This is a genomic window from Streptomyces canus, assembly GCF_030816965.1.
GTDB lineage: Bacteria > Actinomycetota > Actinomycetes > Streptomycetales > Streptomycetaceae > Streptomyces > Streptomyces canus_E.
Window position 1 is genome coordinate 1,057,263 of the sequence record NZ_JAUSYQ010000002.1, and the last position, 13,212, is coordinate 1,070,474.

General features: G+C 71.0%; 14 protein-coding genes. 9 read left to right on the forward strand and 5 right to left on the reverse strand.

The annotated features are described in order from the left end of the window. Positions 1-44: 44 nt before the first annotated feature. Both QF027_RS05845 and QF027_RS05850 read right to left on the reverse strand, forming a co-directional pair. A complete protein-coding gene (locus tag QF027_RS05845) occupies positions 45-584 on the reverse strand; it encodes a MarR family winged helix-turn-helix transcriptional regulator (protein ID WP_306985333.1) in 540 nt (179 codons plus the stop codon). Continuing rightward, entirely contained in the window at positions 581-2,203 is a 1,623-nt protein-coding gene (locus tag QF027_RS05850; protein ID WP_307073100.1) for an FUSC family protein, read from the reverse strand. Before QF027_RS05850 ends, QF027_RS05845 begins: the two co-directional genes overlap by 4 nt. A 158-nt stretch (positions 2,204-2,361) precedes the next feature. Between QF027_RS05850 and QF027_RS05855 the strand changes: the two genes are divergently transcribed. The 5 genes from QF027_RS05855 (at position 2,362) to QF027_RS05875 (ending at position 5,918) form a co-directional block, all read left to right on the forward strand. After that, positions 2,362-2,892, forward strand: a complete 531-nt coding sequence (locus QF027_RS05855) for a DUF5134 domain-containing protein (protein ID WP_307073103.1) — start codon at positions 2,362-2,364, stop codon at positions 2,890-2,892. A gap of 226 nt (positions 2,893-3,118) precedes the next feature. Continuing rightward, positions 3,119-3,790, forward strand: a complete 672-nt coding sequence (locus tag QF027_RS05860; protein ID WP_307073105.1) for a phosphatase PAP2 family protein — start codon at positions 3,119-3,121, stop codon at positions 3,788-3,790. Beyond that, a complete protein-coding gene (locus tag QF027_RS05865) occupies positions 3,787-4,302 on the forward strand; it encodes a hypothetical protein (protein WP_306985325.1) in 516 nt (171 codons plus the stop codon). The genes QF027_RS05860 and QF027_RS05865 overlap by 4 nt, the downstream gene beginning before the upstream one ends. Positions 4,303-4,311: 9 nt before the next feature. Then, positions 4,312-5,004: an HAD family hydrolase gene (locus QF027_RS05870; protein ID WP_306985323.1), complete on the forward strand. Its 693-nt coding sequence runs from the start codon at positions 4,312-4,314 to the stop codon at positions 5,002-5,004. Between the two features lie 239 nt (positions 5,005-5,243). Next, entirely contained in the window at positions 5,244-5,918 is a 675-nt protein-coding gene (locus QF027_RS05875; RefSeq protein ID WP_307073107.1) for a TetR/AcrR family transcriptional regulator, read from the forward strand. On the opposite strand, the gene QF027_RS05880 is transcribed toward QF027_RS05875, so the two are convergent. After that, entirely contained in the window at positions 5,906-7,408 is a 1,503-nt protein-coding gene (locus tag QF027_RS05880) for an LVIVD repeat-containing protein (protein ID WP_306985319.1), read from the reverse strand. The genes QF027_RS05875 and QF027_RS05880 overlap by 13 nt on opposite strands. Before the next feature lie 96 nt (positions 7,409-7,504). Here QF027_RS05880 and QF027_RS05885 point away from each other — a divergent pair, with 96 nt between their 5' ends. Beyond that, complete coding sequence (locus QF027_RS05885; protein ID WP_307082289.1) at positions 7,505-8,173, forward strand: DUF305 domain-containing protein; 669 nt, start codon at positions 7,505-7,507, stop codon at positions 8,171-8,173. 34 nt (positions 8,174-8,207) lie between these two features. Here the strand turns inward: QF027_RS05885 and QF027_RS05890 are convergent, their stop codons facing one another. Beyond that, on the reverse strand, positions 8,208-8,663 hold the full coding sequence (locus tag QF027_RS05890) for a DUF6214 family protein (RefSeq protein WP_307082291.1): 456 nt from the start codon (positions 8,661-8,663) through the stop codon (positions 8,208-8,210). 159 nt (positions 8,664-8,822) lie between these two features. Between QF027_RS05890 and QF027_RS05895 the strand changes: the two genes are divergently transcribed. Both QF027_RS05895 and QF027_RS05900 read left to right on the forward strand, forming a co-directional pair. Further along, a complete protein-coding gene (locus QF027_RS05895) occupies positions 8,823-10,163 on the forward strand; it encodes an FAD-dependent oxidoreductase (protein ID WP_307073109.1) in 1,341 nt (446 codons plus the stop codon). A gap of 90 nt (positions 10,164-10,253) precedes the next feature. Further along, positions 10,254-11,642 (forward strand): nucleobase:cation symporter-2 family protein, encoded by a 1,389-nt coding sequence (locus QF027_RS05900; protein ID WP_307073110.1) that lies wholly within the window; start codon positions 10,254-10,256, stop codon positions 11,640-11,642. Here QF027_RS05900 and QF027_RS05905 read toward each other — a convergent pair. Next, positions 11,562-11,915, reverse strand: coding sequence for an ArsR/SmtB family transcription factor (locus tag QF027_RS05905; protein ID WP_306985312.1), 354 nt, complete (start codon positions 11,913-11,915; stop codon positions 11,562-11,564). The genes QF027_RS05900 and QF027_RS05905 overlap by 81 nt on opposite strands. A gap of 160 nt (positions 11,916-12,075) precedes the next feature. On the opposite strand from QF027_RS05905, the gene QF027_RS05910 reads away from it, so the two are divergent. Further along, on the forward strand, positions 12,076-13,155 hold the full coding sequence (locus tag QF027_RS05910; protein ID WP_307073112.1) for an NADH:flavin oxidoreductase/NADH oxidase: 1,080 nt from the start codon (positions 12,076-12,078) through the stop codon (positions 13,153-13,155). Positions 13,156-13,212 lie beyond the last annotated feature (57 nt).

The following is a 13,212-nucleotide window of genomic DNA, read 5'->3' on the forward strand; positions in this document are numbered from 1 at the left end:
CAGGCAGCGGGCTTCGAAACTTCCGAAACCGCAGGTCGGAGCCGTCAGGCGCGCAGTACTCCCAGGCTTCCCTCCAGTCGGCCGAGCAGCTCCCCCAGTCGGCCGGCGAGTTCGTCCCGCGCCTCGGGGGTCAGGACGGACAGCACGGCCGTCTCGTACGCCAGTTGCTCGGGCAGGATCCCGTCGACCAGGTCGCGGCCGGCCTCGGTGAGCCGGACGTGGGCGACGCGGCGGTCGCGGGTGTCGCCCCGGCGCTCCACCAGGCCCCGCTCGGTCAGCTGCTTGAGCCGCTTGGTGACGGCGGCGCCGGAGGAGAAGGTCTCGCGGGCCAGGTCACCGGGGGTCAGCTCGTGGCCGGTGCGGCGCAGAGCGCCGAGCAGGTCGAACTCGGGACGGCTGAGTCCGGCCCGGCGCAGGGGGGCGTCCTCGGCCTGCTGGAGGAGGGCCGCGCAGCGGTTGACCCGGCCGATGATCTCCATGGGGCCGGTGTCGAGGCCGGGGTGGACGGTCTGCCACTGCCGGACGACGGCGGCGACGGTGTCGTGCCTCGCCGGTTGTGCCGCTCGTCCGTTCGGTGCCGTCATGGGCGGGCGCCCTCCGCTCTGTGGTGCCGGATCGTCGCGGCGAGCGTACGATGTCCGGCCTGTTCGGCGCGTACGACCCTCTCCTGGGGCAGGGCGCGCTGCCACCATTCGCCGGACGCGGCCTCGACGCCGGCCCGCAGGTCGACCAGGGCTGCGGCGAGGGCGCGGCGGGCGGTGTCCAGGCTGCCGGGAGCGGGGTGCGGCTCCGCGAGAAGGCGGGCGGCGCGGGCACGCGCGCGTTCCACGGTGGCCAGCGCGTGCTCGACGCGATCACCCGCGCGCCGGTTGGTGACGGCCATGGCGGCGACGATTCCGACCAGCGCCCCGACGAGGGTGTCCACGACCCGCTCGGTGATCAGCCGGCCCGGCTCCTGGTACCCGGCGAACTCGGTGATGAGCAACGCCATCGGGGTGACACAGATGCTGCCGAGCCAGTAGTTGCGGCCGATGAGCGCCTCGGCGCCGAAGTTGAAGGCGAGGCAGCACAGGACGAGGGCGGCGGGCCCGAGGTGGGCGAGCGGGACCACGGCGGCGAACACCAGCACCCCGACGAGGTTGCCGACGACGCGCTGGACGCCCCGGCTCCAGGTGAGGGTGACGTTGGCCTGGTAGAGCGAGGCGGCGGTGACCAGCGCCCAGTAGGGGCGGCCGACGCCGAGCGCGAGGGAGGCGTAACCGGCGAGGGCGCAGCCCAGGGCGGTGCGCATCGCGATCGGGGCGAGCGGCCCGAGGGCACGCCACCACCGGCGGGCCGGGACGGCGAGTTCGGCCTCCACGCCGAGGAGTTCATCGTCGTACGCCGCCCGTGGGACCGGCCCTGTGCCGCGCAGTTCGCGGGCCCAGACGCGCAGGCGGTGCGGGTCCGCGTCGCCGGGAGAGGCGAGGGCGACCTCGGCGCGGACGACGAGGCGTTCGAGGGCGCGCCGGGTCTCGGAGCGGGCGCCGGCCGAGAGGAGGGTCTGCCAGGCGGCCTGCACGGCGGCATGGGCGGTTCCGCTTCCGTGGGGGCGCCGGTTCTCCGCGTACGCGGCAGCCGCGTTCAGCGCGTGGGCGGTGGCCCGTCGCTCCGGGCCGTGCGGCCGGAACAGACCGGGCGCCATGCCGACCAGCCAGGCCCAGGTGCCCGCCGCAAGGGCCAGGGCGAGGTGGCCGGGCACCTGGGCGAGGGTCTGCGGGGCGAACAGGGAGGCGGAGCTGATGAAGGTGAGGACCACATGGCCCGGCGGGCCGATCCGGGTCGCGTCACAGAGCGCTTTCTGTACGGCGGCCACCAGTGCGCCGACGGTGACCAGCACCACCGCGCTGCCGGTGAGCGAGGCGGCGACCAGGCCGACACCGAGGCCGGCGACCATGCCGAGCACCACCCCGGCCAGGGCGCGGCCCCGGGCGGCGTAGGGCCGGTGGTGGGCGTACAGCGCGCACAGGGACCCGGCCATGGTGTACATCGCCAGGTCGAGTCGGTCGAAGGCCAGAAGGGTCAGGTTCGGCGGGGCGACCGCGACGACCACACTCAGGGCGGGCTTGAACCAGATGTCGGAGGGCCTGCCGAGGCGCAACACCCCGGCCAGGGGGAGACGGCGGACGCGCGGGGTGCCGGCAAGAGGGGTCGCACTGCTCATGAGTCCATACCTTAACAGGTGTTTTACTCGTAAACAATAGCCCGTGATCCCTCTGACCTGCTGTGCTCCGTCGCACGCTCCCCGCGTACACCCTTGCGCTCGATTGCGCGCCGCATGGCCCGGGCATCTCTTGACCGACGTCGAGCGGGGAGGTGGGCGTGCACGGACCGGCTTCGCCCGGCTGGCTGCTGGTGGCGCTCTGCGCGGCGACCGGGGCGTACTGCCTGCTGCGGATGCGCAGCAGCGTCGAGGAACAGCGCCGGGCCGCGGGCGGTGAGGCGCTGATGGGCTTCGGGATGGCCGCGATGGCCGTACCCGCCGCCGTGTTCACGCCACCGTCATGGGCCTGGCCGCTCTACACGGCCGTGTTCGGCGGGGCCGCGCTGCGCGCTCTGTGGGCGGCACGCACGAGCACCCGTCATCTGCACCACCTCGTGGGAGCCGGGGCCATGGTCTACATGGCGGTGGTGATGGCGGCCTCCCCCGGGCACCACGGCGGCGCGGGAGTCCCCGTGGTGACAGGCATACTGCTCCTCTACTTCGCGGGTTACGTCCTGCGCTCCGGCGTCCGCCTGATACCGGTTGCCGCCGGTGGCGGAGCCGTCGGCTGGGGCGACCGCCCCGAACTCGCGCGCGCCTGTCGGCTGTCGATGGGCATCGCGATGGTGGCCATGCTGCTGACGCTCTGAGGCGGCCTGGCGGGACGAGGGGGCGGCACACAACCGCCGCGAACTCGACGAGAACCGGGGCGTGTCGGCCTGCGCCCCACCTCTCAGGCCATGTCCCACAGCGGGTGCATCACTTGGACCGGGACAGCGACGGCCGCAGGTGCCCGTCGCCCCCGCGCAACGGCCCGTCAGGCCCGCCCCGCCCCGGAATTGGCCTCAAGCCGCACCGGTCGGCGAGGATCGCAGTATGCACACGCCGTCCGTCGACTCCCCGCCCCGCATCCCGGAGCACCGGACCGCCGCCCGCGCGACCGGTGTCCTCGCCCTGTGCTCGGTGCTGCTGCTCGTCCTGGTCGCGGTCAAGTGGCATCCGTTGCTCACCGTGGACGGCGACATCGCCGACACCACCCACCGCTGGGCGGTCGACGAGCCGGGTGTCACCCACGCCTTCCGCATCCTCACGGACTGGGTCTGGGACCCCTGGACGATGCGCATCCTGGCTGCGATCGCGGTGATGTGGCTGGTGTGGCGGCGCAACGCGCGGTGGACCGCCGTCTGGCTGGCGGCCACCTGCGCGCTGGGCACACTGCTCCAGCAGATCCTGAAGGCCGCGGTCGGCCGCCCACGCCCCGTCTGGCCCGACCCCGTCGACACCGCGCACTTCGCGGCCTACCCGTCGGGGCACGCCCTGACGGCCACGGTCGTCTGCGGCCTCCTCCTGTGGCTCCTCCACCACTACGGCGCCGGCCGCGCCCTGTGGTTCACCGCCCTGGCCCTCGCCGCGATCTCCGTCGTCGGTGTCGGCCTGACCCGCATCTGGCTCGGCGTCCACTGGCCCTCCGACGTGCTCGGGGGCTGGCTCCTGGGCGGGATGCTGGTGACACTGGCGGTGATGGTCCACCAGCGGTACCGGCCGTGAACGACCGCGCGAGACGGGTCTACGGCTATGTGGGCCCGCCCGAGCTGCGCTCGACGGTACGGCCGGACAGCGAGGGCCGGATCATCCGTTCCACCGCCGACCTCGACGCCTGGCTGTCCGGGCGCGGGACCGAGACGTCGGAGCCCTTCACCTTCGTCGTCGCCCTCGACGGCCTGCTGCGGCTCGCGCCCCGCAGGAGTGAACACGTGGCCTGCGCGGGCGGCGCGGATGTGGCGGCCGCCGGCGAGATGGGATTCGCCCGGGCCGCCGGCCGCTGGGCGGTTCACGAGGTCACCAACCACTCCACGGGCTACTGCCCGGACCTCGATGCGTGGCAGGCGGTCGGGCGCGCGCTCGACCGGGCCGGCGTCGAGCACCCGGGCCGGTTCACGCACGAGGTGGTGTTCCGGCGCTGCGAGGGGTGCGGAGAGCGGTCGATCGTGCGTGAGGCGGATTTCGTCTGCGTGTTCTGCGGGGGCGAGCTCCCCGTCGAGTGGAATGCAGGCCCGTAAGATCATCGTATGACTGCCGTCTTGTTCGACTTCTCGGGGACCCTCTTCCGGATCGAGTCCACCGAGTCCTGGCTGAGGGCCGCTCTCGACGAGGCGGGACTTGCCCTGGCCGAGGCCGAGTTGACGCGGGCCGCGCTGGAGCTGGAGACGGTGGGGGCGTTGCCCGGCGGGACGGCGCCCCGGGCGCCGATGCCGGACCAGGTCGCCGCCGTGTGGGGGATTCGGGACGAGAGTGCCGAGCTGCACCGGGCCGCGTACACCGGGCTCTCGCGACTGGTCCCGCTGCCGGATCCCGCCCTGCACGACGCGTTGTACGACCGGCACATGTCCCCCGCCGCCTGGCAGCCGTACCCCGACGCCGCCGAGGTCCTGAGTGCGCTGCGGGAGCGCGGGATCGGAGTGGGTGTGGTCAGCAACATCGGCTGGGACCTGCGCCCCGTCTTCCGCGCGCACGGGCTCGACCCGTACGTCGACGTGTATGTCCTGTCGTACGAACACGGCGTCCAGAAGCCGGACCCCCGGCTGTTCGAGACCGCCTGCACGGCGCTCGGTGTCGAGCCCCGGGACGTCCTGATGGTCGGCGACGACCGGCGGGCGGACGGCGGTGCGGCGGCCCTGGGCTGCGGGGTGCACTTCGTGGATCACCTGCCGGCGGCGCAGCGGCCCGACGGGCTGCGGCCGGTCCTCGACCTGGTGGGTTGAGACCCGGATCGGCACGCGGGCCGACACCCGGAACCGGCTCCAGAAAGGTGTCCGAAAACCGGGTGGTCGCCCCGCCGAGGTGGTCGCCTGAGGACACCATTGGGTCGTATACCCGCCCACCCTGGACGATCCCCCGCGTCGCCCAGAGCAGGCGGCAGCCCCGACCAGGCCTTTCGCGGGCCGGTCCGGACGCATTTGAGTATAGTTGGCTGAGAGCCAGTCAACGCAGGAGTTACAGCATGTCCCCGCGCAGCGCCTCGGTCAATGAAGAGCTGCGCCGTCGTTCCCGGGAGCGGCTCCTACAGGCGGCACTCGAACTGGTCTCCGAGCGCGGTTACGAGGCCACGACCCTCGGCGACATCGCGGACCGTGCCGGCTCGGCGCGCGGTCTGGTGTCGTACTACTTCCCCGGCAAGCGCCAGCTCGTGCAGTCCGCTGTGCACCGGCTCATGCACCGCACGCTGGAGGAGGCGCTGGAGCGCGAGCCGCGCACCGAGGACGGCCGGGAGCGGATGGCCCGGGCCATCGACGCGGTCCTGGGCCTGGCCCGGGACCGGACCGTGCTGATGCGCCAGCACATGGCGGGCCTGCTGGACACCGAGGGCTTCGTGCAGTGCCCGGAGCAGCAGCGCCTCGCCGAACTGCTGCGGGACACGATGGAACGGCACGGTTCGCAGACGGTCGAGACCGACTACCCGATGCTGCGCTCGCAACTCATGGGCGCGGTCTACGCGATGGTCCTGCCGAACGTCCCGATGTCGATGGCGACGCTGCGCGCCGAGCTGTTCACGCGCTACCGGCTCGACTGGGAGCAGGGCGTCCCGCCGGGCACCGAGGCGCCCGACGGGACGTACGACACGGATCTGTCGCGTTTCTTCGAGACGGGCCGGGAGGCCGGGGATCAGTCGAAGTAGTCCGGCTGCGTCTGGACGTTGAGCTCGCCGAGCCGCACCTTCTTCGCGGGATCCGTACGCCGGTCGCTGAGCTTCAGGACGTCGAAGCCCTTGGCGATGTCGTTCGAGTAGATGTAGCCGTTGTAGTAGTACGCCGACCAGGAGCCGGCGGTCGTCAGCCGCTCGGTGGTCACCGGGCCGCGCTCGAAGTAGCCGATCTCCTTCGGGTTCGAGGAGTTCGTGAAGTCCCAGACGGAGACACCGCCCTGGTACCAGGCCTGGACCATGATGTCCTTGCCCTTGACCGGGATGAGCGAGCCGTTGTGGGCCACGCACACCTCGACGTCCGCCTGGTGGCGGGGGATCTTGAAGTAGCTGCGGAAGACGAGCTTGCGCTTGTCACCCTTGCCAACGATGTCGTAGATGCCGTCGGCACCGCGGTTCGGACCGATCTCCGCGTTGCAGGTGGCCGCACCGCCGCCGCCCAGCTCGTCGGTGAAGACGACCTTGTTCGCCTTCTGGTTGAAGGTGGCCGAATGCCAGAACGCGAAGTTCACGTTGTCCTGCACCCGGTCGATGACCTTCGGGTTCTCCGGGTCCTTGATGGAGAACAGGATGCCGTCACCCATGCAGGCGCCCGCCGCCAGGTCCTTGTCCGGGAGCACCGTGATGTCGTGGCAGCCGGTGGTCTTGGAGACACCCGGGTTGGTGGGCGCGCCCGGGTTGCCGCCGCCGTCGGGACCCTCGCCGGGGAAGAGCACCGGGAAGTCCACGACCGCCGCCTTCTCGGGGGCGTTGCGCGGCACCTTGATGACGGAGATGCCGTCGTGCGGCGGCTGGCAGTCGGGGTAGGTCGCACTCGGCGAGTACGAGGAGACGTAGAGGTAGACGTTCCTGCGCTCGGGCACCAGCGTGTGGGTGTGCGAGCCGCAGGCGGTCTCCACGGCGGCGACGTACTTCGGGTTCGTCTTGTCGCTGATGTCGAAGACCTTCATGCCCTCCCACGACGACTTCTCGGTCGCGGGCTGGGTGGTGCTGCTGCAACTGCTGTCGCTGCGCGAGGAGTCCGTGGACAGGAACAGCAGGTTCCCGGAGACGGAGATGTCGTTCTGCGAGCCGGGGCACAGCACCTGGGCGACGGTCCTGGGCGCCTTCGGGTTGCTGATGTCGAAGATGCGGAAGCCGTCGTAGTTGCCGGAGAAGGCGTACCTGCCCTGGAAGGCCAGGTCCGAATTGGTGCCGGGCAGTGCGTCCTTGGGGATGTTGACGAGGTGTTCGATGTTGTCGGAGTGGACGATCTCGTCCTGGCCCGGTATCTCGCCGTCCGCGATCGCCGCCTTCACCTCGGCCTCGGTGCTCTTGGACACGCCTTTGCCCGCGACCGGACCGTCCCCGGGGTCGGGGGTCGCGACGGCCGGTCCTGCGGTCAGCAGCGCGGCCAGGAGACCCGCGGCGGCCGCGGCGACTCCCAGGCGTCTGCGCCGGGTTCGGGACTCTTTCAACAGGATCACTGTTTTCCTCCCTGTGCCGTTCATGTGGAACGGTTCACGCGTCACCGCAGTATCGTCTGCACCATGCACAGATCAACAGAGGGCAACGAACCTGTAATGAAGGGACCATGGGCGGCCGCTGTGCTTTTCCGCCGTGCGCCCGTGCTGACGGCGACCTTGGCCGCCGTGGCAGCTCTGGCCCTCGGGGGTTGCGACTCCGACGCGGATCCCAAGTCGGCGTCGGGGACCGGGCCTTCGGTGCTCGCGCCGGGCAAGCCGGGCGAGGCGAACCGCACGCTGTCCGCCCAGGACGCGGAGGAGCAGCGGGCCGACGACGACACTCCCAACTCGGCGGACGTCTCGTACGCGCGGATGATGATCGAGCATCACACCCAGGCGCTGGAACTGACCGAACTGGCCCCCGGCCGCGCCGAGTCGGCGAGACTCAAGGCGCTCGCCGAGCGGATCTCGGCCGCCCAGGGGCCGGAGATCGCCGCGATGAGGGCCTGGCTGAAGGACTACGACCAGCCCGAGAAGAGCGACGACCACACGCACGCCACGATGCCCGGCATGGCGACCGAGGCCCAGCTGAAGAAGCTGCGCGCCGCGAAGGGGAAGGCGTTCGACGAGCTCTTCCTCACGCTGATGATCACTCACCACGAGGGTGCGATCACCATGGCGACGGACGTGAAGGGGCAGGGCAACAACATCCGGATCGAGGAGATGGCCGACGACGTGGTCGCCCAGCAGACGAGCGAGATCAACCGGATGCGGGACATGCTCTGAACGGGGCGAGGGGCGCTTCGGCGAAATCGCGCGTTCAGCGCCTTGCGTGACGTGGCGTCAGGAAGCCCGCGTCGCGCGCCTGGGAGATGAGCCGGAGCGACGTGCGGCGGCTGTGCCCGGTCGCGCACATCACCGCGAGAACCGGGTCGACCCCGTCCTCCTGGGCGGCTCGGTACTCCTGGGCGATCAACCAACACCCTTCCATGCCGCGCGGCCAGGCGGGGCGGGCACGGCTGCCCATCTGCTCCGCGGTACCGGAAGGCGTCACTCCACAGGCCTCGAAGAGCGGGCCCTCGATCCAGTCGGCGAGGGCGCCCAGGTCCTCGAGCGACAGCGCCGGCTGCGCCCGTACGTCCTCCAGGGGCACGCCGCCTTCGGCCACCACCGCGAGCGTGTCCACCCGGGCACCGTCGGCGAAGGCCAGCCGGACGTGGAACCACGCCATCACGCCCCCGTCCTCCCGCACTTCCCACGCGGGCCACACGGACACGCTGCCGTCCGCCGGACGACGATCAGAAAGATGAAGAAAGGATGCTTCCAGCACGCACGCAACGTAACCGCATGATCACATTCCATACGAACGGACACGCGCACCCGTGCGACGCGCGGCACCCTGTCAGCGGAGCGGTGGTGGTGCGATCCTGGAAGCATGCGTGTCGCCGTCGTCGGCTCCGGGCCCAGCGGGTGCTACACCGCCCAGAGCCTCGTCCAGCAGGATCCCGACGTGCTCGTCGACGTCCTGGACCGGCTGCCGTGCCCGTACGGCCTGGTGCGCTACGGCGTGGCACCGGACCACGAGAAGATCAAATCGCTCCAGAACAACCTGCGGACGGTCCTGGAGCACGAGCGCGTGCGGTTTCTCGGTGGCATCGAGATCGGCCCGGGCGGGGTGCCGGCCGCGCGGCTGCGCGAGCTGTACCACGCCGTCGTGTACTGCGTGGGCGCCGCGACCGACCGGCATCTGGGGATCCCGGGCGAGGATCTGCCGGGCAGCTGGTCGGCGACGGAGTTCGTGTCCTGGTACAGCGCGCATCCGGACTCCACGGCCGACGGTTTCGTGGTCGGCGCCCGGTCGGCGGTGGTCATCGGTGTGGGGAACGTCGCGGTCGACGTGACGCGGATGCTGGCCCGCGGGGTGACGGAGCTCAGCCCGACCGACATGCCGCATCCGGCGCTCACCGCGCTGGCCGCCAGCCGCGTCACGGACGTCCACATGGTGGGTCGGCGGGGCCCCTCCCAGGCCCGCTTCACCACCAAGGAGCTGCGCGAGCTGGGTTCACTGCCGGACACCCACGTGGCGGCAAGTGCCGCGGAGTTGGCGCTGGATCCGGCATACCTGGACCCCTCTGCCCTGCCGGCGCCGCAACGCCGGAACGTGGAGGTGCTGCGAGGCTGGGCGGCCGCGGAGTCACGACCGACCTCCCGCAGGATCTCGTTGCGCTTCTTCCTGCGTCCCGTCGAAGTCCTCGCCGACGGCGGCCGCGTGGGCGCGGTCCGCTTCGAGAGGACGGTGCCGGACGGGCGCGGCGGCGTGCGCGGCACCGGTGAATTCGAGGAGATCGAGGCCCAGTTGGTGCTGCGCTCGGTGGGCTACCGGGGCATTCCGGTGGAGGGACTGCCGTTCGACGCGGAGAGCGGCACGGTACCCAACGTCGACGGACGTGTCGTGCACGGCTGTTCCGCCGTCCCGAGAGAGTACGTGGCCGGCTGGATCAAGCGCGGCCCGACCGGCGTGATCGGCACCAACCGCCCGGACGCCAAGGAGACGGTGACCTCGCTGCTCGAGGACGCCCCTACGCTCGTACACAAAGAGCTGCGCGAGGACCCACTTGACGCACTGCGGGCAGAGGGCGCCGAACCGGTGGAGTGGGCGGGCTGGTGCGCGATCGAGCGGGCGGAGGCGGAGCTCGGTGCGTCCCTGGGCCGGGGCGTGGTGAAGCTCCCGGACTGGCAGTCCCTGATGAACGCGGTGCACGGCAATGTCCCTTAGCGGCGCGAGTACCCCGGGGCCCGCACCGGGCAACGAACCGGCAACACCCACGAAATCAACAAACTGTTCAACACGCTTACGGTCTCGGACATGGCTCAAACCACCCCTGTGCATCCCGTAGACGAAGTACCCCCGGTACGGCAGCTCGCCGCCTTCGGCCTCCAGCACGTCCTCGCGATGTACGCGGGCGCCGTGGCCGTCCCCCTGATCGTCGGCGGCGCGATGAAGCTGTCGCCCGCGGATCTGGCGTATCTGATCACCGCGGACCTCCTGGTGTGCGGTATCGCCACGCTCATCCAGTGCATCGGCTTCTGGCGTTTCGGCGTACGGCTCCCGATCATGCAGGGCTGCACGTTCGCGGCCGTGTCACCGATGGTCCTGATCGGCACGACGGGCGGCGGGCTCCCGGCGATCTACGGCTCGGTGATCGTCGCGGGCCTCGCGATCATGCTGCTCGCACCCGTCTTCGGCTCGTTGCTCCGCTTCTTCCCGCCGCTGGTCACAGGCACGGTGATCCTGATCATCGGCATCTCGCTGCTGCCGGTCGCCGGCAACTGGGTCGCGGGTGGCGCCGGATCGGCCGACTTCGGCGCCCCGAAGAACATCGCGCTCGCCGGGTTCGTCCTGGTGGTGGTGCTGGGTGTGCAGCGGTTCGCGCCGGCGTTCCTGAGCCGGATCGCGGTGCTGATCGGCATCGGGGTCGGCCTGGCAGTGGCCGTCCCCTTCGGGTTCACGGACTTCGACGGGGTCGCCGACGCGGACTGGGTCGGGATCAGCACGCCGTTCCACTTCGGGGCGCCGACCTTCGAGTTCTCGGCGATCGTGTCGATGCTGGTCGTGGCACTGGTGACGATGACCGAGACGACCGGTGACCTGATCGCGGTGGGCGAGATGACGGACCGCAGGATCGAGCCGCGCTCCCTGTCGGACGGCCTGCGCGCCGACGGCCTGTCGACCGTGCTCGGCGGTGTCTTCAACACCTTCCCGTACACGGCGTACGCCCAGAACGTCGGTCTCGTCGGCATGACCGGGGTGCGCAGCCGCTGGGTCGTCGCCACGGCCGGCGGCGTCCTGGTCCTGCTGGGCCTGCTGCCCAAGCTGGGCGCTGTGGTCGCGGCCGTACCGGCTCCGGTGCTGGGCGGAGCGGGCCTGGTGATGTTCGGGACGGTCGCGGCGAGCGGCCTGCGAACTCTCACCCAGGTGGACTTCAAGGGCAACAACAACCTGACCGTGGTGGCCGTCTCGGTGGCCATGGGCGTGCTGCCGGTCGGCGTTCCGACGATCTACGAGAAGTTCCCCGACTGGTTCCAGACGGTGATGAACAGCGGCATCAGCGCGGGCTGTCTGACGGCGATCGTGCTGAACCTGCTCTTCAACCACCTGCCCGGGAAGGCCGGTTCAGCCGCTCCCGAGCCGGACGGCCTGGCGGGCGGCGGCGCCGAGGAGGGCGTCGAGAAGTCCCGGGAAGAGGTCGTCTAGGTCGTCCCGGCGCAGGCCGTTCATCTTGGCCGTGCCACGGTAGATCTGCCGGATCACTCCGCTCTCGCGCAGGACCCGGAAGTGGTGGGTGGTCGTCGACTTGGTGACGGGCAGATCGAAGTGCGAACAGGAGAGCTCGTCGCTGACCGCGGCGAGCTCTCGCACGATCTGCAGACGCATCGGATCGGAGAGGGCGTGCAGAACGCCCTCCAGCCGGATCTCGCCGCGCTCGGGGTGCGGGAGGGCACGACTGCTGACGGCGGGGGAGGTCACGGCGGCTCCACTTCTCCAGGTTTCCCGGGGGCTCTGCGGACTCGGGGTCCGGTCCTCGGGAATCCCCATTGTACGAGACCTTTCGTAGTTTGACATTCGACGTACTACGATGCCTATCGTACGAGTCGACCACCACCGGTCTTGATGAATGGAGCCCGCCGTGAGCGCACTCTTCGAGCCCTGCACCCTCCGCGACGTGACGATCCCGAACCGGGTGTGGATGCCGCCGATGTGCCAGTACTCGGCCGCTCCTGATGGTCCCGAGACCGGCGCCCCGAACGACTGGCACTTCGCTCACTACGCGGCGCGCGCGGCCGGCGGCACGGGCCTGATCATCGTCGAGGCCACCGGTGTCAGTCCCGAGGGGCGCATCTCCCCCTACGACCTCGGCATCTGGAACGACACCCAGGTCGAGGCGTTCCGCCGCATCACCCGATTCCTGCTCTCCCAGGGCACGGTCCCGGGAATCCAGCTCGCACATGCGGGACGCAAGGCCTCCACCGACCAGCCGTGGAAGGGCGGCGCGCCGCTCGGCCCGGACGCGCGGGGATGGCAGCCGCTGGGCCCCAGCGCGCTGGCGTTCGACACGAAGCACCCGGTGCCGACAGAGCTGACGGCTGATCACATCGCCGAGGTGGTGAGCCAGTTCGCGGACGCGGCCCGTCGCGCTCTGGCCGCCGGTTTCGAAGTCGCCGAGATCCACGGCGCCCACGGCTACCTGATCGGCAACTTCCTCTCCCCGCACAGCAATCACCGCACCGACGAGTACGGCGGCTCCTACGAGAACCGCACCCGCTTCGCGCTGGAGGTCGTCGACGCGGTGCGCGCGGTCTGGCCCGACGACAAGCCCCTCTTCTTCCGCATCTCGGCGACCGACTGGCTGGAGGAGGGTGGCTGGACCCCGGACGACACCGTCCGCTTCGCCCACGACCTCCAGGCGCACGGCATCGACCTCCTGGACGTCTCCACCGGCGGCAACGCGTCGGGCGTCCGCATCCCGGTCAGCCCCGGCTACCAGGTCCCCTTCGCCGCCCGCGTCAAGGCGGAGACCACCCTCCCGGTCGCCGCGGTCGGCCTCATCACGGAGACCGGACAGGCCGAGAAGATCCTCTCCAACGGCGAGGCGGACGCGGTGCTGCTGGGCCGCGAACTGCTGCGCAACCCGTCCTGGGCGCGGCACGCCGCGCGGGAGCTGGGCGGAGAGGTGCATGTTCCGGAGCAGTACCACCGGTCGGTCTGACGAGCGGGGTCTGCGGCGCTCCCGGCACACCGACCGGCGGGACGCCCGCACAGTGTG